At 39.0% G+C, this 25333-nt stretch carries 23 protein-coding genes; 7 read left to right on the forward strand and 16 right to left on the reverse strand.

Translation table 11 applies throughout. From position 1 onward, the window contains the following. Nucleotides 1-33: 33 nt before the first annotated feature. The 5 genes from GNT69_RS03220 to GNT69_RS03240 all read right to left on the reverse strand — a co-directional run bounded on the left by GNT69_RS03220 (nt 34) and on the right by GNT69_RS03240 (nt 5887). Nucleotides 34-978, reverse strand: a complete 945-nt coding sequence (locus tag GNT69_RS03220) for a nucleoside hydrolase (protein ID WP_203553499.1) — start codon at nt 976-978, stop codon at nt 34-36. A gap of 241 nt (nt 979-1219) precedes the next feature. Beyond that, a complete protein-coding gene (locus GNT69_RS03225; RefSeq protein WP_203553500.1) occupies nt 1220-2452 on the reverse strand; it encodes a NupC/NupG family nucleoside CNT transporter in 1233 nt (410 codons plus the stop codon). Nucleotides 2453-2841: 389 nt separating this feature from the next. After that, nucleotides 2842-3759 carry a pseudouridine-5'-phosphate glycosidase gene (locus tag GNT69_RS03230; protein WP_203553501.1) on the reverse strand — a complete coding sequence of 306 codons (918 nt, stop codon included), beginning with the start codon at nt 3757-3759 and terminating at the stop codon, nt 2842-2844. Then, entirely contained in the window at nt 3760-4854 is a 1095-nt protein-coding gene (locus GNT69_RS03235; protein ID WP_203553947.1) for a PfkB family carbohydrate kinase, read from the reverse strand. A 100-nt stretch (nt 4855-4954) separates the two neighbouring features. Beyond that, complete coding sequence (locus GNT69_RS03240; protein WP_203553948.1) at nt 4955-5887, reverse strand: EamA family transporter; 933 nt, start codon at nt 5885-5887, stop codon at nt 4955-4957. 299 nt (nt 5888-6186) lie between these two features. Here GNT69_RS03240 and GNT69_RS03245 point away from each other — a divergent pair, with 299 nt between their 5' ends. Next, nucleotides 6187-7284 (forward strand): carbohydrate kinase, encoded by a 1098-nt coding sequence (locus GNT69_RS03245; protein WP_203553502.1) that lies wholly within the window; start codon nt 6187-6189, stop codon nt 7282-7284. Nucleotides 7285-7903: 619 nt separating this feature from the next. On the opposite strand, the gene GNT69_RS03250 is transcribed toward GNT69_RS03245, so the two are convergent. Together GNT69_RS03250 and GNT69_RS03255 are read right to left on the reverse strand one after the other, a co-directional pair. Next, nucleotides 7904-9274, reverse strand: coding sequence for an MFS transporter (locus GNT69_RS03250; protein ID WP_203553503.1), 1371 nt, complete (start codon nt 9272-9274; stop codon nt 7904-7906). Between the two features lie 353 nt (nt 9275-9627). Further along, nucleotides 9628-10050, reverse strand: a complete 423-nt coding sequence (locus GNT69_RS03255) for an Rrf2 family transcriptional regulator (RefSeq protein WP_203553504.1) — start codon at nt 10048-10050, stop codon at nt 9628-9630. A gap of 220 nt (nt 10051-10270) precedes the next feature. On the opposite strand from GNT69_RS03255, the gene GNT69_RS03260 reads away from it, so the two are divergent. Together GNT69_RS03260 and GNT69_RS03265 are read left to right on the forward strand one after the other, a co-directional pair. Continuing rightward, on the forward strand, nt 10271-10909 hold the full coding sequence (locus GNT69_RS03260) for an NAD(P)-dependent oxidoreductase (RefSeq protein ID WP_203553505.1): 639 nt from the start codon (nt 10271-10273) through the stop codon (nt 10907-10909). 88 nt (nt 10910-10997) lie between these two features. Next, a complete protein-coding gene (locus GNT69_RS03265; protein ID WP_203553506.1) occupies nt 10998-11225 on the forward strand; it encodes a hypothetical protein in 228 nt (75 codons plus the stop codon). Between the two features lie 181 nt (nt 11226-11406). Here GNT69_RS03265 and GNT69_RS03270 read toward each other — a convergent pair whose 3' ends face one another. Then, nucleotides 11407-14007: a polynucleotide kinase-phosphatase gene (locus GNT69_RS03270; protein WP_203553507.1), complete on the reverse strand. Its 2601-nt coding sequence runs from the start codon at nt 14005-14007 to the stop codon at nt 11407-11409. Beyond that, nucleotides 14004-15386, reverse strand: a complete 1383-nt coding sequence (locus GNT69_RS03275; RefSeq protein WP_203553508.1) for a 3' terminal RNA ribose 2'-O-methyltransferase Hen1 — start codon at nt 15384-15386, stop codon at nt 14004-14006. Before GNT69_RS03275 ends, GNT69_RS03270 begins: the two co-directional genes overlap by 4 nt. Nucleotides 15387-15717: 331 nt before the next feature. On the opposite strand from GNT69_RS03275, the gene GNT69_RS03280 reads away from it, so the two are divergent. Then, nucleotides 15718-17025 carry a short-chain fatty acid transporter gene (locus GNT69_RS03280; protein ID WP_203553949.1) on the forward strand — a complete coding sequence of 436 codons (1308 nt, stop codon included), beginning with the start codon at nt 15718-15720 and terminating at the stop codon, nt 17023-17025. Nucleotides 17026-17118: 93 nt separating this feature from the next. On the opposite strand, the gene GNT69_RS03285 is transcribed toward GNT69_RS03280, so the two are convergent. From GNT69_RS03285 to GNT69_RS03295, 3 genes are all read right to left on the reverse strand, one after another. After that, the gene (locus GNT69_RS03285) at nt 17119-17553 is read right to left on the reverse strand and encodes an OsmC family protein (protein WP_203553509.1); all 435 of its coding nucleotides are present in this window, start codon (nt 17551-17553) and stop codon (nt 17119-17121) included. Between the two features lie 331 nt (nt 17554-17884). Further along, nucleotides 17885-18091 (reverse strand): hypothetical protein, encoded by a 207-nt coding sequence (locus GNT69_RS03290; RefSeq protein WP_203553510.1) that lies wholly within the window; start codon nt 18089-18091, stop codon nt 17885-17887. A gap of 25 nt (nt 18092-18116) precedes the next feature. Further along, complete coding sequence (locus GNT69_RS03295; RefSeq protein ID WP_203553511.1) at nt 18117-18422, reverse strand: monooxygenase; 306 nt, start codon at nt 18420-18422, stop codon at nt 18117-18119. Nucleotides 18423-18653: 231 nt separating this feature from the next. On the opposite strand from GNT69_RS03295, the gene GNT69_RS03300 reads away from it, so the two are divergent. Further along, entirely contained in the window at nt 18654-19319 is a 666-nt protein-coding gene (locus tag GNT69_RS03300; RefSeq protein WP_343206441.1) for a YczE/YyaS/YitT family protein, read from the forward strand. A gap of 153 nt (nt 19320-19472) precedes the next feature. Here the strand turns inward: GNT69_RS03300 and GNT69_RS03305 are convergent, their stop codons facing one another. After that, the gene (locus GNT69_RS03305; protein WP_203553512.1) at nt 19473-20399 is read right to left on the reverse strand and encodes a DsbA family protein; all 927 of its coding nucleotides are present in this window, start codon (nt 20397-20399) and stop codon (nt 19473-19475) included. A 227-nt stretch (nt 20400-20626) separates the two neighbouring features. Here GNT69_RS03305 and GNT69_RS03310 point away from each other — a divergent pair, with 227 nt between their 5' ends. Together GNT69_RS03310 and yppF are read left to right on the forward strand one after the other, a co-directional pair. Further along, nucleotides 20627-21196 carry a TetR/AcrR family transcriptional regulator gene (locus GNT69_RS03310; protein WP_203553513.1) on the forward strand — a complete coding sequence of 190 codons (570 nt, stop codon included), beginning with the start codon at nt 20627-20629 and terminating at the stop codon, nt 21194-21196. A gap of 173 nt (nt 21197-21369) precedes the next feature. Beyond that, the gene (gene yppF, locus GNT69_RS03315; RefSeq protein WP_203553514.1) at nt 21370-21600 is read left to right on the forward strand and encodes a YppF family protein; all 231 of its coding nucleotides are present in this window, start codon (nt 21370-21372) and stop codon (nt 21598-21600) included. A 115-nt stretch (nt 21601-21715) separates the two neighbouring features. Here yppF and GNT69_RS03320 read toward each other — a convergent pair whose 3' ends face one another. The 3 genes from GNT69_RS03320 to arcC all read right to left on the reverse strand — a co-directional run bounded on the left by GNT69_RS03320 (nt 21716) and on the right by arcC (nt 25228). Beyond that, on the reverse strand, nt 21716-22831 hold the full coding sequence (locus tag GNT69_RS03320) for an amidohydrolase (RefSeq protein ID WP_203553515.1): 1116 nt from the start codon (nt 22829-22831) through the stop codon (nt 21716-21718). Between the two features lie 294 nt (nt 22832-23125). Beyond that, nucleotides 23126-23869: an SDR family NAD(P)-dependent oxidoreductase gene (locus tag GNT69_RS03325; RefSeq protein ID WP_203553516.1), complete on the reverse strand. Its 744-nt coding sequence runs from the start codon at nt 23867-23869 to the stop codon at nt 23126-23128. Between the two features lie 366 nt (nt 23870-24235). Further along, nucleotides 24236-25228: a carbamate kinase gene (gene arcC, locus GNT69_RS03330; RefSeq protein WP_203553517.1), complete on the reverse strand. Its 993-nt coding sequence runs from the start codon at nt 25226-25228 to the stop codon at nt 24236-24238. Between the last annotated feature and the right edge of the window lie 105 nt (nt 25229-25333).

The following is a 25333-nucleotide window of genomic DNA, read 5'->3' on the forward strand; positions in this document are numbered from 1 at the left end:
TTAAATAATTTATAAATAATGAGGAGAAAGAGATTAACGAGAATAAGATGTTAACGCTCTTGTGAATAAATCCCAAAACTTAGTTGAATCTAATTGCGAAGCAAAGTGTACATTTGGTTGTTTTCCAGTTACGCCTAAAGTATCGACGACTGTCATGCCGTATGTGAGATCCCCTTTTGTTTCAACGCCTACATGTACATGCTTCATCTCGAAAATTGATGGATCGATTAAATAAGCGACCGTACATGCATCGTGAATTGGACCACCGTCAAAGTCAAATACTTCCTTATAGGTCTTTGCGAAGAATTTCAAGAGTTCAACGACAAAGTCAGCGACATCATTATCAATTTTAGCAAGATCATTTATAATATCGTTAGTCGCAAGGGCCTGGTGGGTGACATCCAAGCCAAACATCGCAATCGGCACACCACTTTCAAAAACGACCTTTGCTGCTTCGGCATCGACCCAAATATTAAATTCAGCTGCTGGCGTCCAGTTTCCAAATGTGCCCCCACCCATTAAGACAATTTCTTTTATTTTTGGAACAATTTTCGGTTCCCTAATCATCGCTAAAGCAATGTTTGTCAGTGGGCCTGTAGGAACTAAAGTAATATCACCGTCTGATTCCAACACCTTTTCAATAATTAAATCAACCGCATGCTGTTCAATTACTTTTTTAGTAGGAATTTCAGGAAGCGCCGGACCATCTAAACCCGTTTCGCCATGAATCTCTTCTGCAATCTGTCGTTCTTTAATGAGAGGTCTGTCTGCGCCTTGAGCGACCGGAACATCTTCTAACCCGATAATATCGCAAACTTTTAACGCATTTAACGTATTTTTTTCAACCTCGACATTCCCTGCTACGGTCGTAATTGCCTCAATTTTTAAATTACTAACCTTTGAGGCTGCTAAAATTATCGCAATGGCATCGTCATGTCCAGGATCACAATCTAAAATCACTCTTTTTAATTCACTCATCACAATTCCTCCTTAAAAATAATCAAGAAAACTCGCCGATTGGCAGTGCCCCTAAGGGCGAAAACAGAGGCGTAGTCGCGCTGTGCCCGATTGATGTTCCTAAGGACTAAAGCCCTAGAGAACATCTTATCACGCAGAGCCTAAATGATTTTTCTAAGGGCTAAAGCCCAAAGAAAAACCTTATTGCCCTGATTGGTTAGGAAAGCATGAATTAAAAAGTTCATACTTTCCTGCTATTAACTTACAAAATAAACATGCCTGCAATCGCAGCATTTAATAGGGAAGCTAATGTCCCACAAATCATTGCTCTCATACCGAGTTTTGAAACGTCTTTTCTTCGATTCGGAGCGAGCGTGCTTAATGCCCCAATTTGAATCGCAATCGATCCGAAGTTCGCAAATCCAGCTAAAGCAAAGCTTAGAATGATGGCTGTTTTATCAGAAAGGGTATCGATAACTCCTCCCAAACCTGCATAAGCAACAAACTCATTAATAACAATTTTTTGACCGATGAATTGACCGGCAATAACCGCTTCACTCCACGGAACGCCAATTAAGAAGGCGATTGGAGCAAGGAGAACACCTAATATTCTCTCCATTGTTAACTCGATTCCAAAAACGCCACCAACGAGACCGAAAATACCATTAATTAAAGCGATTAATGCGACGAATGCCAATAATGTTCCAGCGATTTCAATGGCCATTTTCAAACCTGTCGACGCTCCACTTGCAGCGGCATCAATGATGTTTGCTGGCTTTTCTTCATCGTCATTTGAAATTTTTAATGCTTTATCGCTTTCGCCGCCAACTTGATCTCGAATTTCTTTCGGAAGTGGAAGGACAATTTTTGCGATTAATAAACTTGATGGTGCAGCCATGAAACTCGCTGCTAACAGGTATTCAAGCGGAATCCCCATTAATGAGTAACCAACGAGAACCGAACCGGATACAGAACCGAGTCCCCCTACCATCACAGCAAATAACTCTGAGTTATGCATCTTTTTAATAAATGGTTTTACGACAAGCGGTGCTTCTGTATGTCCAACAAAGATATTTGCTGCCGCAGCTAAAGATTCAATCTTCGTCGTTTTTAGCAGTTTTGATAGAGCGCCACCAATAATATTAATTACCCTCTGCATAATCCCTAAATAATAAAGAATGGAAATTAAGGATGAAAAGAAAATAATGATCGTTAATACTTGGAAAGCGAACACAAAGCCATCACCTTCTACTAACGAACCAAATACAAACGAAATTCCCTCATTTGCATAATTAACAATCCCTTGGAAAACGGATGAGATCTCTTGTAATACAGCTCGTCCAATTGTTGACTTTAATGTCAAAAACGCAAAGATTATCTGAATCGCTAATGCTCCTAAAATCGTTCTCATATAAATTTGTTTTCGATCAAGACTCAAAAGATAAGCTAGACCCAACACAGATATAATACCGACTATTCCCCACAATATATTCATTTCTTTCACCTCTCATAAGATGTGTAATTCGTTTGCTGTAACCGGTTACCGTAACCGGTTACATTTATAATAATATTTTATTCGTATAACGTCAACAAAATTTTAAATAGAATTTAATTTACTAGTTTCTAATAAGTGCTGGGTTAAGATTAGCTTCTTCTCAAAATACTGATTTATTTTATGATTTTTCATTCATAAAAGAAGATAAAAAATAATCCATAATTTGTAAACGATTTCATCATTTCTCAAAAAAAATAACTTCTATAAAGATCATTCAGGGGAGATTCCCCCCACTGAATGTCCACGACTTGTCAGCCTTTAGCCAAGACGACAAATCCATTTGCTTTATAGAAGTTAAATGAATCCCAATTAAAACGCGTTACTTCTTATTATTTTGTAATGCTGTTATAGTTCACTGCTAGTTGGCTTCCCACTTTCGCATTGTGTTTAACTAGTTCGATATTAGCAACAAGGCTTTTGCCGTCTGTTAATTCTTTGATTTTCCCAAGTAGGAATGGTGTGCTGTCCTTACCTGAAATGTTGTTTTCTTCCGCTTCTTTCACTGCCTTCGCGATAATCCCATTGATATAATCTTCATCCATCGCATGCTCTTCAGGAATTGGGTTCGTAATCACTGCGCCACCTTGAAGGTTTAAATCCCATTTTACTTTTAATGTTTCAGCGATTGTCTCAATTGAATCCGTTGAGAAGTTTAATTTATGTTCACTTCTTCTCGTGTAGAATGCTGGAAGTACATCTGTTTCATAACCGATAACAGGCACTCCTTTTGTTTCAAGGTACTCAAGTGTAAGAGCCAAGTCGAGAATTGATTTTGCTCCCGCACAAACAACTGCAACATTTGTTTGCGCTAACTCGTCAAGGTCAGCTGAGATATCCATTGTTGTTTCAGCACCTTTGTGAACACCGCCAATCCCGCCTGTTACAAAGATGTTAATCCCTGCTAATTCAGCACAGATCATCGTTGAAGCAACAGTCGTTGCACCGAGTTTTTTCGTCGCAACGATCGCTGCTAAGTCACGTCTAGATACTTTAGCGACATCTGAGCTTTTACCGAATAACTCTAGCTCTTCATCTGTTAAACCAATTTTAATTTTCCCATCGATAATCGCAATCGTTGCTGGGACAGAACCATTATCACGGACGATTTGTTCTACTTCACGAGCCATTTGTACGTTTTGCGGATAAGGCATTCCGTGAGAAATGATTGTAGATTCTAACGCGACAATTGCTTTGCCTTCTTCTTTCGCTTTTTGGACCTCTGCAGAAAATTCAAGATATTGTTTCATTTATATTTCCTCCATATCTAACATGAATTGTTTTTGTGATAGTTCTTGTCGAACCGTGTAGTTTGACATAATCGTTTTATGAGAATTAACCAAACCAGATTTGATGATAAAATCGGTGTCTTTCTTTTGCAGCCAGGAAAAGATCACGGCTGAACAGAAGGAGTCACCTGCGCCTGTCACATCTACAACATTCGGTGTATCAATCGCCGGGTAATAACGGATTTCTCCATCTTCTCTTCCGACCATGACACCTTTTGCTCCATTTGTGACAATGATGTTTTTCACTCCTAATTCCATCCATTTTTTAATGGAAAGTTCCCAGTCTTTCTCGTCGTTAATAGAAATGTTCAAAAAGGTTTCTGTTTCGTCTTTATTGACGATTAGCCAGGTTACCGCATTTAACGATTTTGGTAGTCGACTCATTTTTGGAGACGAAACCGGGATAATGACTAATGGAATATTGTTTTTCGAAGTGAAGTAACAAAGAAAATCAATCGTTTCACTTGGACAATTCAAATCGACAACGATACATTTCGCTTTTCGAAGAATCGTACTGTTTTTGATTAATAACTCAGGGGTGATCTGATCAAAAACTTCCATATCAGCCAAAGCGATGTTCAGGTCCCCATTTTGATCCAAAACGGCAGTGTAGGATCCAGTCGACGCATGTTCAAGCTTAGCAACATGCTCCAAATTCATGAATGGAGAAGATAGTTCATAAATTTCATCCCATTCTGAATCTGTTCCAGCTGCAGAAATAAACGTTACTTCCTCTCCTAGTCTTCCCAGGTTTTCCGCAATATTGCGGGCAACGCCGCCAACGGATCTAGACGATCTTACCGGATTGGACGTTTCAGCCGTAATTTTACTTTGAGCATAGAATTTTCTGTCTATGTTTGCTCCCCCGATGCAAGTAATCGGAGCCGTTTCGTTAAGAACGTAAGCTTTGCCAAAAACATACTCTTTCTTAATCAGACTAGCAAGAATATTCGCAAGGGAGGATCTCGACATTCCAAGCATTTCTGCCAGTTCTTCTTGAGAAATAAATGGATGGTCTTTGATTGTCCCTAAAACTAATTCTTCTTGTTCATTCATTGCATTCGTCATCTTGACACCTCCTTGCATGACAAATGTTTATCTCGTAAACATGTGTTTAGTATACGTTTGCATGTCGAAACCTGTCAACAAAATTTTCTCAGGAACTTTTTTTCAATTCGTAAGAACGACTTGTCCCCATTGATTTCGAGCCCTTTTTTTTATTTAGAAAATGATTCAGCAAGGTCGGCAAACTCATTCCTAGCAGGATAATGACGATTCCGGCGATTTGCAGCGGCGTCACCGTTTCACTTAGCAGAATGACGGACACCATCACTGCGACCGGCAATTCAATTGCACTTAAGATTGAAGACGTCCCTAAGCCCACTTTAGGCACGGCGATTGAGAATAAGTAAACAGGAGTCACAAGGCCGAATAAGCCCAAAGCTAAGCCATATATCCAAAGTCCTTCGCTAAATAAGGTCCCATTCCAAATGATTTCTGGCGACTGGAAAGCAGCCGTCATGATAAAAGCAAAAAATGAAACCAAAACTAACCGGTTAGATGTACTCATGTTCGCGGTTGCCTTGCCATTGGCGAATAAAAACAGCGAATAACAAAGCGCTGCCGCTAATCCCCATAACCAACCTTGGATTGGGATTTGTGATACATCGACATCAATCAAGCCAGCTGCTGGAATCGTACCCCCAACGAGGATAAATAGGGAGATTAATTCCAGTCGGGTCGGAAGCTCGCGTTTGGTGATACAAGAAATCAGCATCCCAATCCAAGTAAATTGGAACAGAAGCACAACAGCTAAAGAAGCCGGGAGGTAATTAAGGGAATGGCCATAAACAATATTGGTCGTCCCTGTCAGAACCCCTGCGATGATTAAAAGCTTTAAACCGTGAAATCTTAATTTTCCACGATTGAGGACAAGGAAAATACACATAGAGAGACAAAATCCGACAAAAAACTGGCTCGTCACAGCCTCAGAGGCAGTAAAACCACTGCCCATCGCTAGTTTGATAATCGTCGAAACGACACCATAACTACTGGCTGCAATCACGACTAACAAGGGATACAAATACATCTTCATTAGTTTCCTTCCTCCTGAACTTTTTATAATATGAATTATGATTTTGAGACTTTTTTAAAAAATCATAGACTCCAATATAAATCAGCGAGAGAGTGTTTTACAAACATTTTTTTTGGTTCCAACGAATTTTTTATGTAAAATAAAGCTGTAACATTGAAAATTTTTAAACATTACCGAGCAGCGAAAAACGTTGGTATATCAAGGTTTTTTTATAAAAAAGGAAAATAATTTAAGCGTTTACAAACAAATGTTTTTATGATAAACTTTTGTTTTATAAGAAATGAGGGTGTACCATGGATAAGGAGCAACAAATTTTACATCATATCAAAATGAATCCATACATTTCACAGCAGGATTTGTCACAAAAGGTCGGATTATCCAGGCCTGCCGTTGCCAACTATATTGCGAACTTAACAAGAACTGGGGTTATTAAAGGGCGTGGCTATATTCTTCGAGAGGAATCGTCGATCATTTGTATCGGTGGCGCCAATATCGATCGGAAAGCGCGTTCTGATCAGAAGGTTCGGTTGTATTCATCTAATCCAGTGAAAATGGCAGAAGTGTGTGGTGGAGTGGCCAGAAATTTCGCGGAAAATATTAGCCGACTAGGGCTTAACGCTTCACTGATCACTTGTATCGGAGACGACAGAGAAGGAAACTGGATCCTTGAGGAAACGAAAAGTCAAGGAGTCGATGTGAGCCAAGTATGGGTACTACCGACGGAAAGGACAGGAACCTTTACCACTCTTTTAGATTTGGACGGGGAAAGCATTGTCTCCATGGCGGATATGAATATTTACGAAAAATTAACCCCTTCCATGTTCGAGGAAAAATGGTCCCATATCGCGGCCTCTAAAGCTGTTTATTTGGATACAAATATTCCGAAAGACTGTATTAGTTACTTGATAAACCGCTGTAACGATGAATGCATTCCTTTGTACATTGACACAGTGTCTTCGGCCAAGGCAAAAAAACTTCCCATTCGTCTGGACGGAGTCGAACTCTTACTCCCAAACAAAGACGAAGCTGAAATGCTTGCCGAAACAAAAATTGACTCGATCAATGATTGTCAAACAGCCTGTGAGAAAATTAGCCAACTTGGCGTTAAAAATGTGATTATCACACTTGGGGATCATGGGGTGTATTATTTCTCTCCTGAAGAATCTGGGCATTTGCCTCCAATTCAAACGGATATTGTCGATGTCACAGGGGCTGGTGAAGCATTTGCTTCCTGTACAATATACGGGATCATGAACAATGAACCATTGGTTCGTGCCTGCCAATTGGGACTTGCTGGAGCTGCTCTTACCTTGCAATCAGAAAAGTCAATCTCACCAATGTTAAAACCTGAAAGAATTCATGAACTAGTCGAGGAGTATGCCTCACAATAATGGTTCGTTCAGTTTTTTCGGTGAAAGTTGGATATTATTATGTTCTATTACATCGTTCTAAGATTAATTACGCGGTTGGTTGTAAAATAATGGGTTTTTATTCCCAGTACTCGGATTAAAAAGGTGGATTGTTCAGAAGCTAGGCTAAGTTTTATTGCTAGTACTGGGATTAACAAGGCGGATTGTTCATAAGCTAGACTAAGTTTTATTGCTAGTACTTGGATTAACCGTGGTTATAAGACTAGTTTTATTGCTAGTACTGGGGTTAACCGTGGTTATAAGGCTAGTTTTATGCTAGTACTTGGATTAAACCGATTTTTGGCCGTTTTTTATCGCTAGTACTTGGATTATATTGGCCTTCTGACCTGATTTTATTGCTAGTACTGGGATTAACCCCTCATTTTACAACGTTTTATTACGAGTACTAGCAATATATCAACGAAATTTGGCTTTTTTATTACGAGTACTTGGATTAAAAAACGCGTTACCAGCATTATCGCTCAAAAAACGTAAAAATCTCTCGTCTAAATTTACATAAAATTACCTTATGCGGAAAATCAGCTGTGCTTTTTATACAGTACTCGGATTAAAATTGTGAAAAATAATCTTAGTACTTTGTTTAATTAGATTTCCAGGGCGTCACTGTTCCCCTTCTTCTCTCATACACGGTAACATAGAGCATGCCCGGAATCATCACAACAGCAACAAATAGTAATACCACTGCCATTGTATTCATGCCTCCTACGCCCATTCCTGTCGCAAACGCCACACCATAAATACTTGAAGCAAGGATATTTCCGATAAATCTCGATGTCATGAGCAGTCCAGATGCAATCCCACTTTCCGAAACGCTAATATGGGAATACAACAAATTTTGCAAGCCGATATTCTGTATCCCATTACTAACCCCCGTAACCGCAAGCACGATGCCAATCCAAACTAAAGCAGATTGATCCTTAACTGTAAATAATAAGATTACACCCACGATTCCAAGTAGTACACTGACCATTAATGGAATGCGAAATCCTGCCAGCTCCATCCATCTAGTCGCAATAGGTGTGATAATCATGGCAAAAATCGAAAGCGACAGCATCACAATTCCCGCCATTTGAGAGCTTTCCCCTAACACAGTTTGAATAAATGTTGGGAAGCTTAACAGCACGGCAAAGAATATTACTGTTGATAAAATATACTGACCAAAAATAAGGGCTACATTTAAGTTTTTCCGAAAGAAATTCACATTGATAAATGGTTCATCCTTTCCTTTCTCATATATGTAGAAAACAATCGTTAGGATAATCGCAAGAATCAATGTTCCGATTTGAACCCCTTGCTCGAGTCCAAGTAAAAAGACCATCCAACAAGTAATAAAAGAACTAAATAAAAGTACTCCAATTCCATCCAACTTATATGATTTATCCGTATTTTTCTTATCTTTCGGGATAAACATCAACGTTAAAGCAATCCCAATTGCCAAGATCGGCAAGTTCACATAAAAAATAACCGGCCAGCCACCGAACTGAATGAGCAATCCACCGATCGTTGGTCCGAATGCCGCAGACGTTGTTGCAAAAACAGACAATGTCCCAATCACACGGTTTTGATTATGCTGAATGGCGTTCCGGATGATCCCAACTCCAGCTGGAAAGAGTGCCGAAGTACCAATTGCTTGGATTCCACGCATCGCAAGTAACACAGGCATATTCGGAGATAACGGTGCTAAAATGGACGAGACCACGACAAGCAAAAGACCGATTAAAAAGATTAATTTCCGTCCATAAATATCACTCAATTTTCCAATTAACGGCGTAAAGATCGCACTAATAATAAAATAAGAAGCAATTAGCCATGAAATATCTGTTGCGCTCAATTCGAAATCCTTTTGAATGGCTGGCAATGCAACAGTAATCATCGTTGTATTTAATGGATTAAGGATCACTCCCAATGACACAGCTAATGTGATTAGTTTTTCATTTTTCCCCACAGTCATTCCGATGTCTCCTCTATGAAAATACTATTCCTTCATTTTAGCACAATCATATCGTAATACATGCAGCGCAAACTCAATCCTGTCTCTCTGTCTCATAAAGCAGGGTTCCACGGTAACAACGGCAATGGACGAGTGAAGGACTGCCTCCGAAAATTCGACAAATTCCGGGGCGTCACTGTGACGTAAACTGATACAAACATCATAGCACAATTTACCTATATTTAAGTGAAGGAAATCATTGTTATATATAACCGAGTATACTGTTCAATTCTTCGTACCATATAAGGTAAAAAACATGGAAACGGCAGAACCGCCCCATGTTTCGCATGTTTCGTTCGACAAATTTCGGGGCGTCACTGTGACGAAATTCCCTTTACGACTTCTTCAATCGTTACATTTTCGAGTACCTTCTCCAATGCAGTTTGAGCGCTGAAAAAGAGTGGTTCAATTGTATTTTGAATATTTCTTCCGACGGGACAATCAGGATTTGGATTTTCGTGAATACTAAACAGTTCGTTGTCCTTGACAACATTAACGGCTTTATAAACATCAAGCAATGTAATATCCGATAATTCCTTTGCGAGTTCTGCTCCTGCAATACCAGGCTGCACTTTAATTAATCCTGCTTTTTTTAGCATCCCCATAATTTTTCTGATCACGGCGGGGTTCGTGTTTACACTTCCGGCTAAAAATTCAGATGAACTTACTCCATTTTTATTGATTTCAATTAGCGTTAATATATGAATTCCAACAGAAAACCTGCTGCTGATGGACATCTTCAGTCCCCTTCTTTCGTTCTTTTTTTTCGATTATATAAAATATAAATGAATATGTTCAACATGTAATTCATTCGATTACAAGTTTATTATAACTTAAAAAGTGAATCATATTAAAAGTTGATTTTAAATAGTTGACAATCAACTATGTTGTAATTAAAATAATTACAGGTAATCAAGATGATTACAACTAAATTAATCATTGTTGGAGGACTATAAAATGAAAATAGGAATTATTGGTGCAAGCGGAAAAGTAGGTAGTCTTATTTTAAAAGAAGCAGTTAGTCGCGGGAAAACCGTAACAGCAATTGTACGAGATGCGGCAAAGCTTTCAGATAAGAGTGTTTCTGTTATTGAAAAGAATATATTTGACCTCACATCAGAAGATATTAAACCGTTTGACGTTGTCGTAAATGCTTTCGGTGCTCCACTTGGCGAAGAGCAAGCACATGTAGACGCTGGACATGCTTTAATTGAGGCTTTAAAAGGAACGAATACAAGAGCTATCATTGTCGGTGGGGCTGGCAGTCTTTATGTCGATGAAAATAAAACGGTTCAGCTAATTGATACACCTGAATTTCCAGACTTTGTGAAACCAACAGCAAAAGGGCAAGGGCGAAACTTGCAAGAATTACAGACAACAACTGGCATCACATGGACATTTATCAGTCCTTCTGCCGTATTTGACCCGGAAGGAAAAAGAACTGGATCTTATAAGAAAGGAAAAGATCATCTTCTTGTCAATTCAAAAGGGGAAAGCTATATCAGTTATGAGGATTACGCAATCGCCGTTTTAGATGAAATCGAGAATCCACAGCACATTAACGAACGTTTTACTGTCGTTGGCGAAGCAGAATAAGTCATGCTCTCACTAGTGAATGAACACAGAAATTGATAAAATGCCTTGCAGATAATTCGACAAATCTCGGGGCGTCACTGTGACGTGAATGGTACAATACAAGCCTCGAGTGAATCCATTCATTAAAGCCATTATTTTTGGCGGTTTTGGTGCATTTGTCGGTCTGCCACTGTTAACCATTCTTGATCTGTATAAAAGAATTGATTGGTCGTTAGCGTATTCATTTATTATCTTAACGTTCATGTATTTACTTGCTCACTGGTTTAGCCTAAGGAATTCCTTTGCAGAAGTCAATTCAAACGGAGATAAACAGTAAAAAAATGGCTTGGATTCTTCACCAAGCCATTTTTTATTATCCTTTTATGACCGTCTAGGCAGCCTAGGACATTTTTGTAAAGCGTTCTTCGACTTCAAACTCCGGGGCGTCACTGTGCAGCGCGCCCTGCGACGGAATTTTCGAAAAAAATAGGAAAGCATAGAACCGTTCACATGTTTCGCTATAACCTCGGATCAACCGCTTCTTCCTCGAGAGCTAGTGTTGCGAGAACGCATTCATGGATTCTTTCTAGCGAATCTTTAGTTACAAACCGTTTGATTCCTTCAATGCCTAAGGCAAACTCCATTAGTGCATGTCGCTGCTTTTTCCCTACGCTTCGTTTTTTCAGTCTTTCTAGATTTTCTGGAAGTAAATAATCAATTCCATAAATGATGTGCAAATAATTTCGGCCTCTGACTTTTATCGCAGGTTGAAGGAGCTGGCCTTTTTGATTCCTTGAAATGAACTGCTCTGGTTTGACAACGAAGCCTTCGTGGCCAACTTTGGTCATTTCTGACCACCAGTTAATCGCTTGTTCCATGGATTCTTGGTCTTTAACAACCATGAATTCTGTAGGGATAAACAGTTCTGATAAGGAACTAAACTCACGATTCTTTTCCATATGCCAAATATGCGATTTATCAAAGAAAGTCTGATTACTATGTGCTAAAAGATGAAATGGAGCAATTTGAATTCCATCCATCCCATTTGTATTCCAGCAATATTTTTGGAACACTTCTCGAAACACGTTCACATTCTGAGCTTTTGTGTACAGTTCATCTAGCCACGAACCAACTTCTCTGCCCTCTTTTTGAGCTTCCTGCAATTTTTCAATCAACTTCAATCGATGTAATAACGCTGCTTCCCCTACATGAGCATACTGAGTGCTAATCAGTTCTTTTGCCTTTACATTCCACGGTAAAATCTCCGCGTCCAGCAATACATAATCCGTCTTTTGCTCATAAAAATAACATTGCAAGTCTTGAACAATTTTATCGATGATTTGCTGTTCCGTTTCTTTTGAAAAAAACGGTCGACCTTTACGAGTATAGATTGCGCCAAGTGTAGGTCTTCCGACATACTGTACGGCTGCTTCTTTATTTTTAAAAAGTAGAAGAATACCTCTGCTTCCCATATGTTTTTTTTCAACCACCATTGTTTCAACCCCATGAGAACGATAATAATCAAATGCTTCCTGAGGGTGTTCTAAATAATCAGGAAGCTTTGAAGGTTCAGGGGTCGGACTCATCGTTGGCGGAATGTAAATTAATTCCTCTATCGGCACCGTATAATGGGAAATTGAATCGATTGCCGCCTTTACAACACTATTATGAGTATTTATTTCACCGTATTGTTCGGTTAAAACGGAGTATCCATTTATAAATCTTGCAATATTCGGCGGGTTCAAACGCTTACTCTTCCATTCTGCAATCGGATTATCGGTTGTTTCAGAATAATCCTGCTTTGCCTTAACGGAAAAAAATGTCCGTTCTGGATATCTGAATCCCGTTAGCATGCCTCCAAACACTACTCCTTGGTCGATATTAAGTGTATTATTCATCAACAAGGCTTGCGGCTTCGGGTCATGCCCCCAGATGATCAGCTCTTTTCGTTCATGATGAGCATACCAGTCTTTGCGAATTGGTTTTCCTCGTTCATCCACTCCATCTGTGTCCCCGTATCTGCAAAAATCAGAAATAGCGTGAGATTGCTTGCCAATATAATTATCCTTTATCCCTGCATGAGCAGCCACAACGACTCTGACTCCATTCTTCAGAAAGACGTAGTGTGAAGGTGCATTCAACAAAAAGTCCTTGAGCTCTCTCTTTAATTGATTCGTTTCCTCTTCGCCAAACTGTTGCTGATATTGTTCAAATTCCGCAGCAACTTTTTCATCACCATGTGAAAGCGTAACTTTTCGACCGTCAAGCCATCTGGCAACCTTCCAGCCGTGATTGCTGTCAATCATCAAACAAAGGTTTGCATCAACATGTCTCTTAAAAAAGATCATGCAATCTAACGACCGTGGCCCCCGGCTCATCACATCTCCGACAGACACAAACCTTCTCCCTTCAGGATGAACATATAGCCCTTCTTCATTGGCTGCATAGCCTAATTGGCCTAACAAATCAAGAAGCTCATCGTAACAACCATGAACATCGCCGATAAAATCAAGCCCTACACCTACATCTCGCTCAATTGGGTTCGTTTCTCGAACAAGGTCTATCGCTTCGACTTCATTAAGCTTTAAACTGTAATAAAAACGAAAGCCCTCTTTTTGAATAAACCGCTTATTTTTAGCAAATATTTGCACCTGCTGTTTTACCCTCTTTTTCCCTCTCGGAAAATCCCGATTCTCATCTCTTTCCAACAAAATCTCTTGTGGGAGATCAAACACAATTGCGACACACGGAATATGATGCTCTTTCGCCATTTCTATATATTTTTTTCGATCTTCTGCGTGAAGATGGGTGGCATCAATAATCGTCAACCTGCCTAACTGAGCTCTTTTGATAATCATGGAATCCATCGCATCAAATGCATGCTTAGAAATGAGCTTATATTCTTCAAACAAAACATCTGCTTCATCCTTCGGTCGATTTGACCACTCGATAAAGTCATTATCAGCAACTAATAGTCGAAATTGGTCTGAACTAACGATTTCAGACGCCTGTAGCACACCTTTATCCGTCCATTTTTTTAAAAAAGTCGTTTTGCCACTATTAGAAGGTCCAATTAATAAAACAATTCCAGCATAAGGGAGCATTATTTTTTTGCTCATTCGTTCCCCTCCTTTTTTACAAAGGTGCACATTTGGGTTGGATGCCCAAATTCTTCATGTTCTTGTCCGATCCCCTCAAACTTGGTAGTATAAGGGAAGTTTTGAATCCATTCTTCACACTTCGACTTAAATTCCGATCTTGTCCACTCAAAGCGATGGTCCAAATGACGCATGTTTTCATTCAGATCATATACAGCGTTATACTCTTGGTTTGGCGTTGTCACAATCAGTGCCTTCGGCTCGTATTCTCCTAGGATCATCTTCATAATACCTTGCAGGCGATGTTCATCAATATGCTCGATGACTTCACATAAAATTATCACGTCCGCATTGAGCAATCTCTCATCATAATAAAAAAGGGAACCCATAATTGGAGTTGGCAAAAGATAATCACCATGCTTACCCGCTTTTTCAAATCTCTCCATGGCTTTAAGCTGCGCAGATTCGGAGGGCTCTACAGCTAGGATTTCTTTTACCCCTTTGATTGTCCCTAAACGAACAGAAAGTTTCCCTTCCCCGGACCCAAGATCAACGATTCTTTGTTTTAATGGAAGAGAGCTTATTTTTTCGACAATTGCCTCATAGCGAAGTTGATTCAATCTTACTTTTGGGATCGTTTGATTTTTTTGACTCACTTTGTTCTTTTCATGATCACTTTTAATAGGAAGAGACTGTTCCGCCTTTTGAATCACATCTGAAAATCGGAGGGATTGTTTAATAATGTAATCTCTTAACGGATGCTTCTCAAGCCACCCTTCTCCGTACCGTTCTAATTTATCAATCTCACGGTCATCAATAAAATAATGCTTATAGTTATCGATAACCGGAATAAGAATAAACAGATGCCTTAATGCATTTTGTACAGTTACGTTGCCTTTCAAAGTGAGGAATCGTACCGAACTACGTTGTTTTAAGTCAAATGAATAATCCGTTTGTCCACGCTCAATTTCAAGGCTATAGCCGAGGGGAAGAAACAGTTCTCTCAACCCCTCATCAGAAATTTGAGAGGCGATTGGACCAAAGCCAATCTCTAAATCGAACTTATGATCCACCCATTCAAGATATTCTTCTTTTGGCTTCCCATTTAAAGCCGTCCCTAAAGCTTTTCTAATCGAAGTACAAAACAAACTGCTAACAACAAACTCCCGATCGTTTATATATTGGGTAATGTCGTATGTATTTGGGCTGTTTCTCACTAATTCCACTGAATCAGGGGTGACAAAAATAAGTGCCTCTGATTCTTTTTCACCAAAAGTAGGAAAGACGAATCGGACTCGGAAGAATTTTTCATCCCGGTCATAGAGATTATTAGGGTTTTTTGCCAATAAATAAGATAAATTCTCTGCACCTTCCCCTTTTGCTTTTATCCGTAACTGCATGCATTTCAGCACCCTTCAGTTGGTCTATTTTACAATGATAATACCATTAAACTTCACTTAAAATACGTTCTAAATTTATTTGGTTGTGTTTTTAGAAACTACGTATAGCATATGTAGGAATTAAAACTTACAAAAGTTATTACCCTTTATTTGCCATTATACATTGACACCAAATTATTTAAGAAGTCATAAAATCGCGCTATGGTAATATTAGGAACACAACAAGGACAATAATCGAGCCGTCTGTGACGAGCGCTATGTTCCAAGAATATTCACTAGAACTCCTCATATCATTTTAATAAGAAAAGGGGGGATTATTTTGTTAAATAGAATGGCTGAGTCATTTTCAAAGTTTGTTTCTCGGTATTTGCCAGATGCCTTTGTGATTGCTGTTTTGATGACTTTATTCGTATTTATATTAGGTTTTTTCAGCAGTCCGAAAGACCCGCTCGATCTCGTTAGGTCTTATGGCGATGGTTTTTGGGTCTACTTGGCTTTTACCATGCAGATGATTTTATTGTTAATGACAGGGATGGTGCTAGCGACGGTTCCTTTTATTCGAAAGGGATTAGAGAAGATTTCAGCAAAAGCGAATACAGCAACTAAAGCGTATCTTTTTACCTTTTTCATTTCTGCTGCTGCCTACTATATCAACTGGGGCCTTGCAGTTGTCGTAGGAGCCATTGTTGCCCGAGAAGTTGGAAAAAGAAATGACAAGGCACACTTCCCGCTACTTGTTGCCTGTGCTTATACTCCAACCGTTCTTTATACAGCTGGATTATCAAGTTCAATCGGACTTACGGTTGCCACAGAAGGTCATTTTTTAGCAGATGTGATGGGGGTTATTCCCACTTCGGAGACAATCTTTCATCCCGGAACAATCATCATTTTCCTAACGTTGCTGCTAACATTGCCTATTTTCATCCTACTATTAGCTCCGAAAAAAAATATCATTCCTTATACTCCTCCAAAAACCAAGCCTTTACCGAAAAATAACACTCAAGATGCTGATGAATCTGTTCCAGCCGTTTATTTAGAAAAAACGCCGATTTTAGGAATTGTCATTGGGGCAATTGGCTTAATATATGTCATTTTAAGACTATCGAGTAACAGTGATTTAGACTTAAATATCATTAATATGACCTTTTTATCACTTGGTTTATTGTTTCATCGTTCTTTATGGCAGTATGGAAATGCTTTTAAAGAGGCGGCAAGTTCAATTTCACCGATCATTCTCCAATTTCCATTTTATGCAGCCATCATTGCAATTCTAGGAAGTTCTGGTCTTGGAGAAAGGATTATCACCGGATTAGCTTCGATTTCAAATCAAGAGACATTTGCCGTCTTTTCCTATTGGACAGCTGGAATCGTTAATATTTTAGCTCCATCAGGAGGAGGCCAATGGGCTTTACAAGGACCTCTTCAAATTCCAGCGGCCATCCAAGCAGGGGTCGATCCCGCTACGGTCGCAATGGCTGTCGGCTGGGGAGATGCCTGGACGAATCTAATTCAACCATTCTGGGCATTGCCAATCCTGAGCATTGTTGGCCTCCACATAAGACATATCATGGGATACTGCATCCTCCTAAGCATATGGGTCGGCGTCATTACATCCATTTTAATTTACTTTGTTTATTAAAAAATAACAAAGAAGCCTGGTTCCATTCAGAACCAGGCTTCTTTGTGTCATGGGCAGTTAAGAACCCTCTTTATTTCGACAAATTCCGGGGCGTCACTGTGACTCTACGGAGACAAGATTAACTGTATTTGCAATTGTATCGCCTACAGGGCAGTGTGCTTCGATATATTCTTTATATGCCTCGACTTTTTCTTGAGGTGCTGTTGTTTCAATATGGAACGTATATCTTATCGTTTGAAAACCGGGGCGTACATCCGACTTACCGAGAAATCCGTCAATGTCAAGGTCCCCTTCTACTTCAACCCAAAAGTTTTGAAGATCAATCTCGAATTTTTTCGCATAAGTTCTTGCTACGATTGCTTGGCAAGCACCTAAAGCAGAAAGAAGGAGTTCAACCGGATTCATTCCTTTGTCTGTTCCCCCTAGTTCTGCAGGCTCATCGATAATAACCTTATGACTTCTAGCCTCAGCTTCCACTAGCACGTTCTCTTTTAAAAAAGTCTTTGCCTTAACTGTTGTTAATGCCATTATGTATCTCTCCCTTTCATTCCATCGTAATTACTTCGTGTAACTTCCTAACCTAGATTTTCACTTTTAATCTACTTTTAAAACCAAGTAATCGTATATGACTTTATGTATTTATGTTATCATAAAATTTTTTATAATCAATAACTATTTTTGTTTCCATATGCTAGTTTCATTTGACAATTACGGTACAAAGTTATTTTGAAAATTTTATTAACCTAATTAAAACGCCCCCCTTAACGTCAAAAAAATAGACATAAAAACCTCCACACGAACGAACGCTTCGTGAAAACAAAAAACACTTAAGCCAAGAGGGAGACTTTCCCCCACTCAACTAAAGCGACGTCGGCTGCCCCTTGTCTTCACTTTTCTTGCCTTTATACGCACGAGCGATTGGCATAATAAGTGTGAAACAAGTCAACAGAATAAAGATAATTGAAATTGGGCTTTCAAAGAAGATTTTCATGCTCCCGTCCGACATAATCAATGATTGGCGGAGGGAACGTTCCGCTAATGGGCCGAGGACGATGCCAATTAACATTATCGGGGCGTCACTGTGCGGACTGTTATTTTACCGGCCCTTTCGTAATCTCAGTCAGTTTCGAATTAATCGCAAAAATCTTTGCATTGACATCTGTTATTCCAAAGCCTGCTAATCTTTTTGTATGCATATCAATATATTTTTCAGCGGTTTCTTTTGTTTCAAAAAGATACACTCCACCAGCTTCCTGTGTTTCGGGATTCTCCGTCCAAATTTTCCAGATGAAGCCCTCCTCTTCATTGATGCTTTTCGCTAAATCAGAAAAACCTTCCGCCATTTCCTCTCCAAATGGTCCATTCATTTTAAAATCCACCTGTAATACGTATGCCATGTTCATTCCTCCTTGTTATTTTTTGGTTATAATGGGTTTCACCTAGAAGTTCGTCTCTAAATCACAAATTTATAATGATACTTTTCCAATATATTATCCCCCATTTCAAAAGAACTAGCGAGGAAAAAGCCCTATGCCCGTGGAACATCCCGTGAAACAAGATTTTTCGGGGCGTCACTGTGACGGTTTTTTCTGTTATAATTGTTTTCATTAGTAGAAAGAAGGGATTAAGTGAATAAGGGGATTGGGTTTAATAAGTGGCTATTCTTTTTTGTTGGTCTGATTATTTTGGGGCTTGGGGTGGCTTTTACTGTTAAGGGCCAACGTTTAGGTGTCAGTTCTTGGGACGTACTGCACATCGGTTTATTTAATAACCTAGGGCTATCGATTGGACTTTGGGCGATTATTGTTGGCATCATCATTATTATTATCGCTTCGATGGGTTTACGTGAGTTTCCAAAAATCGGAACGTATATAAACTTGATTCTTGTTGGTATATTTATCGATTTTTTCAACTGGATATTGCCAGATCCACATACTTTTCCGTTCCAATTATTGAATTTTCTCCTTGGTGTTGTATTGATGGGGATCGGCGGGGGTATCTATCTTTCTGCTAATTTAGGTTCAGGTCCAAGGGATAGTTTAATGCTGCTTATCGTAAAAAAATTCCGTTGCAGCATAACTCTCGCACGAACCGTCATGGAAGTCGTTGTCGCTATCACAGGTTTTCTTATAGGCGGGCCGATTGGAATTGGAACGGTCATCATGGCCTTTGCACTTGGGCCAATCATTCAACTGTCGCTCGGATATAGCCGAAAAATATTAGAGAAATCCATGAGCGCCAAACATGTGGTTGGTAATAACTATATCGGCTTGACAAGGGAAGAACGAATGTAAAAAAGCTTGCAGTAAAATTTATTATTTGCTGCAAGCTTTTTTTTATTTTCTTGCATCACTTGCGCGGGACCCCCAAGAACCAACCTTTCCAATCCACTCCAACCTAAAATCCGGCCGTGGAACAATCCTTGTGAAACAAGATTATTCGGGGCGTCACTGTGACGACACGAAACATTCTCCTAAAATCTCCTCGATTTGATAACTATTTGGCAACAGCTCTTTTTCAATAAATGAGCGAACGGCTGATTTCTCTACATCATACATGACTTCAATTTCCTTCGAGAACAATAGCTTTTCCTTTTTAAGCAAGCTAGAAAGAGAGGGTTGTTGTTTTGGTTGTAGTTCTTCCACACCGAGAACTTGTTTTAAGCCGTCAACATAGGATTGAATCGGGCGACCGCCAACAATTTTCACACCTTTATTTTCTTCATTGATCATAACAATCGTCGGAAAACCTCTAGCGCCTAAACTTCTCGCTAACGCAAAATCTTCATTCAATAATTGTTGGCCGCTTGGTTGTTCAGCTTCTTCTACAATTGCTTTTCCATCAAAACCAAGTGCATCAACGATTTCAATCATAACCGCTGGATCTGAAATATTTTTATTAAAAATGAAAAGATCTTCTCTAGCACGGCGCAAATATTCAAATGCTTTTTCATCACTATGATTCTTTTGAATCACCTTAAAAACACGGGAAGGTGGATAAGAGGATTGCACAGGATTATCAATCATTAAAGACCCATCAATTGGCATCCTTGAATATTTCCCAACTTCCCTCCAGTGGCCCGCAACGTCGGCTGGTTTATAAATACCATTTGCAGGGTCGATTGGTCCATCATGCCACTTTTCAAGCAAACCACCCATCACCGTATGAAAATGAAAATAAGCTCCATACTGCTCGACAAAACGACGCAGCTCAGGTTCAATCGCCCAGCAATGAGAACAAATAGGATCCGTCACATAATATAGTCGAATAGATTTTTTCGGTTGATTAAAATCGATGATCTCCATTTCCTCCTCCCCAGCTACTCCACATACCCCTGTTTCTAAATCACATATCATATTGTTATTATTTTTCATTCCATTTCCCTCCAATTATATAAAATTAATGAGGCTACTCCCCACTTTAATTCTTTTTTTATCATTGTTTTCCAATCCATTAAACCGAGCTGAATGACGAAAACCATTATTTACCCTATAATTGCATTTTAAGCGATAATAAAAATCATCAACACCAATAGTTCTGTGGAATTGTCGTATATCCAACACATTGGAGAAATTGTTTAAAAAGTAGGAGTGAAAACAAAATGACTCAATCAAAGACGGATCCGCGAGTTGTACGTACTCGCAAATTAATTATGGATGCTTTCATCGAACTTTCAGGACAAAAAGAATTTAAGGATATAACCGTTAAAGATATTACAACTGAGGCGATGATTAATCGTGCCACATTTTATTATCATTTTGAGGATATTTATGACTTATTGGAAAAGGTATTATCAGAAGTTTTGTTAGTTAATTTGGATGGTGATTTTTACCAAAATAACGAATTAAACGAAGAATCGTTTGTGAACATTTTCAAAGCGACCACAAATTTTCAAAAGACATTATCCAGTCGTTGCCATCGAGGATACGAAGACACTATTGCTCGGATTATTAGGGAACAACTTGAACATATTTTTTACAAAATGTTGCTAAAAAAACATTCCATTGACGAAAATAACGCACTAAAGCGAACAGCTGTCATGTTAAGTTGGGGAATGTACGGAGCATCTGTAGAATGGAGGAGAAATAGTGACGTACCACCGGAAGAATTTATCAAATCCCTCCTTCCTTTTATTATGAATGGAATCGAATTTAAAGGTCACTTTAGTTGAGTGGAAGCCCTGAAGATTATTCGGGGCGTCACTGTGACAGTTCGACAATTTAATCAAAATGTGTCGAAAGTTTGAAAATTTCATCATTAACGATTATGAAAATTTCGTATTATACTTGACATGTGGAAGCGTTTTCGTCTGCCAATTGAAAATCTAAAAGTGGAGTGATTTATATGTTAATGGAAAGATTAACCAATCGTTTTATGGAAGAAAAGAATCAGGCTCCCCTTCACGCGAATGAACTACTAGACTTTATCCAAAAGCAGTATCTTAATAGAGAAATCTGCATCGTTGAATATAAGCAACTCTACTTTGAACTTGATAAGCGCCAAGCAGAAAAACCCCAATCTTATATCATGAAATTTAACCAAAACCATCTGCAAAGAGTAAACATTCCAGGCTAAAAACAAAAGGATCAAAAGAAAAAAAGCCCTAAACCAGGGCTTTTTTTCCTTTATTTAAAGTCAAACAGCTGTTTTTTCGTGGAACAATCCTTGTGAAACAAGATTTTTCGGGGCGTCACAGTGACGCAACTCCCTTAAACACCTCCACCGCAGTTTCAATTAGTTCGTCGCGGAAATCATAGTCAACTGTATGGATATGCGGGTACGTTTCTCCGTTTCCGATGAAGATCATGGCTCCTTTTGTAAGTTTCGTATAATAGCCAAAGTCTTCGGATGCCCGGAATGCTTCCGTCATTTCATTTAATACAATTCCCTTTGCTTGGCACACCTTACGCACCTTATCAATGCTTTCCTTGTGGTTCACCGTTTCTGGGAAGACATCATGATAAGAAAAACGTACCTTTAAGCCGTATTTTTCGGCTTGTTCAAGTGCAAAATCTTCAAGGTTGTGCTGGAGCTGATCCAACTCTGCTTCATAAAATGCGCGAATCGTTAACAGTAACTCCCCTTTACTAGCAGCAATTCCAAACGCCCGTTCGCCAACTGCCACTTGAATAACTGTGCAAAGGACCGTCCCGTGATTTTTATCCGCAGCAGTGAATTCTGGAATCCGGTCAATGATCTTCGCTATCGCAAATGCAGGGTTGACTCCTGTTTCCGGCTGGCTTGCATGGGCAGGGGTGCCTTCCATATGAATGGTCATTCCCTTTGACGCATAATGGGCCGTTCCCTCAATGACATTGACCGATTGAAGCGGCATCCCGCTCATATTGTGATAGGCAAACATTTCGTCAATATGATTTTCTTTTATAAAAGAAGCGCACTGGATGGCACCGTCCCCTGTTTCCTCCGCATGCTGAAAAAGAAAAAAGATATTTTGATTGGCACCGTTTTGATCGACTTCAAGTGCAAATGCGGCGAGGCTTGCAGCATGGCCGTCATGACCACATTTATGAGAGATTCCTGGAAACTTTGAACGATGAGGAATGTCGATTGTTTCATCGATTGGGAGCGCATCGAAATCGGCGCGAAACGCAATATTCCGCTTCCCTTTCCCAACACGGTAAACCGCATAAAACCAAGCCCCTTGGTCAACAATTTCAAGCTTTGTGTGGATTTGTAGAAACTCCATTAAATGCTGCTTCGTCCAAACCTCCTTATTTGATAGCTCAGGATGCTGATGCAATTCATGACGCAGCTGGATCGCTAATTCTAGATTTTTCCTATCCAATGTCTCTCTAACTCCTTTATGATGTTATTTATCTTTAAAAATGTAAAAATCAATTAATTTCAAATGGAAAGCAGAGTGTGTGAATGATTATCTATATTTATTAATATACATTCAACTGTCCGATTAACAAGATTTTTCGGGGCGTCACTGTGACGATTTGAAAAGAGGAGAGCCCAACATGTTTAAATGTTGGGCTCTCCTTATAACTTCCATTATAATTCCCGGTGTGGTTAGACACCTTGTCCGTGGAACAATTTTTGTGAAACAAGATTTTTCGGGGCGTCACTGTGACGTCTATTGTGCTGTATAACCACCATCTACTAAAAGATTTGCACCAGTAACAAATGATGATTCATCACTAGCAAGGAATAATACGCAATTAGCAACTTCATCAGGTTTTCCAAGACGTCTAGCCGGCACTAATGATAATAAATGATCAATGATTTCTTTAGGTGTGCTTTCCAAAATCGGTGTATCAATGTATCCTGGGCATACAGCGTTTATTCTAATTCCTCTGTTAGCATAAGTAACTGCTGCTGCACGAGTCATATTTACAACGCCACCCTTTGCTGCTGCATAAGCAGAAACTGCCATTTGTCCAACATGTCCTAAAATGGATGCACAATTGATAATAGACCCACCGCCGTTTTTTTCCATTGCTGGAATTGCATATTTATTGCAAAAGAACACACCAGTTAAATCAACACTAATCGTTTTATCCCATTCTTCTGTAGTACATAAAGCAAGTTCCTGCATATCGCCAACTCCTGCATTAGCAAACAATACATCTAATCTACCGTATGTATCAACCGTTTGCTTCACAAGATTCTCTACGCTTTCTTCACTAGATACATCAGTCTTAACGAAAAGAGCCTCTCCGCCTTCTTCTTTAATTTGATTGACTAAATTCTCACCTTTTTCAGCATTACGAGCAGCAATGACAACTTTCGCGCCTTCCTTAGCAAATAAACGCACAGTACTTTCACCAATACCAAATGTTCCACCAGTAATAATTGCAACTTTACCATCTAAACGCATAGTCTATTCCTCCAATTAATTAATTAATATAATGTCCTGATCAAACTCGAATTTTATATTTTTGTGAACCAATTCACAAAATGTTTACATCTTGATTATATCTCGTTGAGCGCTTTCATTCATTGTATAAAACAGATAAAATTAAACCATTTTTAGTTGAATTTGCTAATATATATTGTTAAACATGTTCATTCGATTTTGAGGTGCTGGATTTTACATATGTCAGGATTCCGATAACATAAAAATAATCGATAAAAGGCGCTCTATCACCAGTCACGAACATAAAAAAGACCCCTTATTTTTACACATAGGGGCCTTAAAACTATGAAATTAAAACCAAAATAGGGTCAAGTAAAGAGGTCTATTTTAAATAGCTAGTAATTCTCCCTCTTTGTTTGACACATTTTCCGAAGAATTTTCATTATTAGCAACAACGCGGGTACCTGTTTTTCCAGCAATCGCATCCTGGAGCTTGTCAATGGATGTAATAATGACATTCTTTCCTCCTTTTTGTAAGAACAGGATTGCCGCTTCAATTTTTGGCCCCATGCTTCCTTTTGGAAATTGTCCTTCATCCATATACTGAAGTGCTTCATCAATAGTCATTTCGAATAGGTTTTGTTGATTTGGTTTTCCAAAATTAATAGCAACCTGTTCAACACCAGTTAAAATAAATAAGTAATCTGCGTCAATTTCAGCAGCTAATAGAGCACTAGCAAAATCTTTGTCAATAACTGCCTCTACACCTTCAAGTCTACCGTTATTTTCTACAACAGGAATTCCTCCTCCTCCTGCAGTAATCACCGTAATATCTCGATCAAGCAATGCTTCAACAGCCTCTTTTTCGACTATTTTCAAAGGCTTTGGAGAAGCTACTACTCGTCTATACCCTCTTCCGCTGTCTTCTACAAAAGATAGATTATCTTGACTAACAATCTCTTCCATTTCTTCTTTTGTATAAAATGGTCCAATTGGTTTCGTAGGATTCTTAAATGCTTCATCCTCTTTAGAAACAACCATCTGGGTAACAACAGTTGCAACCGTTTTATCAATACTGTGCTCTGTCATTTGATTTTTAAGAGCCTGCTGAATTAAATATCCTAAGTTTCCTTGAGTTTCTGCATCACATACATCTAATGGATAGGATGGTACGACTGATTCAGCCATTTTAGATTTAATTAAAGTATTCCCCACCTGCGGGCCATTTCCATGGGTAATTACAACTGTATGACCTTCCTTTATTAACTCAAGAACCGGTTTACAACTTTCATTTATATTTTTTTGTTGCTCGCTGATTGTGCCTTTTTGTCCTTCGTTGATGATTGCATTACCACCGATAGCTAGAACAATTTTACTCATGATTAGACCGCCTCATTTCCGAAATTATTTATGATTTTTTTTTATTGTTCTAAAAGATTTCTAAAAAGCTTGCCTGCCAGAATGTTAAAGAATGTATATAAGCTT

The organism is Bacillus sp. B15-48 (genome assembly GCF_016879755.1).
In the GTDB taxonomy this organism is placed as follows: Bacteria; Bacillota; Bacilli; order Bacillales; family Cytobacillaceae; genus Mesobacillus_B.

Coding starts and splice junctions, on each gene's coding strand:
- GNT69_RS03220 (WP_203553499.1), bottom strand. CDS start 978: ATGAGTGAATTAAAAAGAGTGATTTTAGATTGTGATCCTGGACATGAC.
- GNT69_RS03225 (WP_203553500.1), bottom strand. CDS start 2,452: ATGAATATATTGTGGGGAATAGTCGGTATTATATCTGTGTTGGGTCTA.
- GNT69_RS03230 (WP_203553501.1), bottom strand. CDS start 3,759: ATGAAACAATATCTTGAATTTTCTGCAGAGGTCCAAAAAGCGAAAGAA.
- GNT69_RS03235 (WP_203553947.1), bottom strand. CDS start 4,854: ATGAATGAACAAGAAGAATTAGTTTTAGGGACAATCAAAGACCATCCA.
- GNT69_RS03240 (WP_203553948.1), bottom strand. CDS start 5,887: ATGTATTTGTATCCCTTGTTAGTCGTGATTGCAGCCAGTAGTTATGGT.
- GNT69_RS03245 (WP_203553502.1), top strand. CDS start 6,187: ATGGATAAGGAGCAACAAATTTTACATCATATCAAAATGAATCCATAC.
- GNT69_RS03250 (WP_203553503.1), bottom strand. CDS start 9,274: ATGACTGTGGGGAAAAATGAAAAACTAATCACATTAGCTGTGTCATTG.
- GNT69_RS03255 (WP_203553504.1), bottom strand. CDS start 10,050: ATGTCCATCAGCAGCAGGTTTTCTGTTGGAATTCATATATTAACGCTA.
- GNT69_RS03260 (WP_203553505.1), top strand. CDS start 10,271: ATGAAAATAGGAATTATTGGTGCAAGCGGAAAAGTAGGTAGTCTTATT.
- GNT69_RS03265 (WP_203553506.1), top strand. CDS start 10,998: ATGGTACAATACAAGCCTCGAGTGAATCCATTCATTAAAGCCATTATT.
- GNT69_RS03270 (WP_203553507.1), bottom strand. CDS start 14,007: ATGAGCAAAAAAATAATGCTCCCTTATGCTGGAATTGTTTTATTAATT.
- GNT69_RS03275 (WP_203553508.1), bottom strand. CDS start 15,386: ATGCAGTTACGGATAAAAGCAAAAGGGGAAGGTGCAGAGAATTTATCT.
- GNT69_RS03280 (WP_203553949.1), top strand. CDS start 15,718: ATGGCTGAGTCATTTTCAAAGTTTGTTTCTCGGTATTTGCCAGATGCC.
- GNT69_RS03285 (WP_203553509.1), bottom strand. CDS start 17,553: ATGGCATTAACAACAGTTAAGGCAAAGACTTTTTTAAAAGAGAACGTG.
- GNT69_RS03290 (WP_203553510.1), bottom strand. CDS start 18,091: ATGTTAATTGGCATCGTCCTCGGCCCATTAGCGGAACGTTCCCTCCGC.
- GNT69_RS03295 (WP_203553511.1), bottom strand. CDS start 18,422: ATGGCATACGTATTACAGGTGGATTTTAAAATGAATGGACCATTTGGA.
- GNT69_RS03305 (WP_203553512.1), bottom strand. CDS start 20,399: ATGAAAAATAATAACAATATGATATGTGATTTAGAAACAGGGGTATGT.
- GNT69_RS03310 (WP_203553513.1), top strand. CDS start 20,627: ATGACTCAATCAAAGACGGATCCGCGAGTTGTACGTACTCGCAAATTA.
- yppF (WP_203553514.1), top strand. CDS start 21,370: ATGTTAATGGAAAGATTAACCAATCGTTTTATGGAAGAAAAGAATCAG.
- GNT69_RS03325 (WP_203553516.1), bottom strand. CDS start 23,869: ATGCGTTTAGATGGTAAAGTTGCAATTATTACTGGTGGAACATTTGGT.
- arcC (WP_203553517.1), bottom strand. CDS start 25,228: ATGAGTAAAATTGTTCTAGCTATCGGTGGTAATGCAATCATCAACGAA.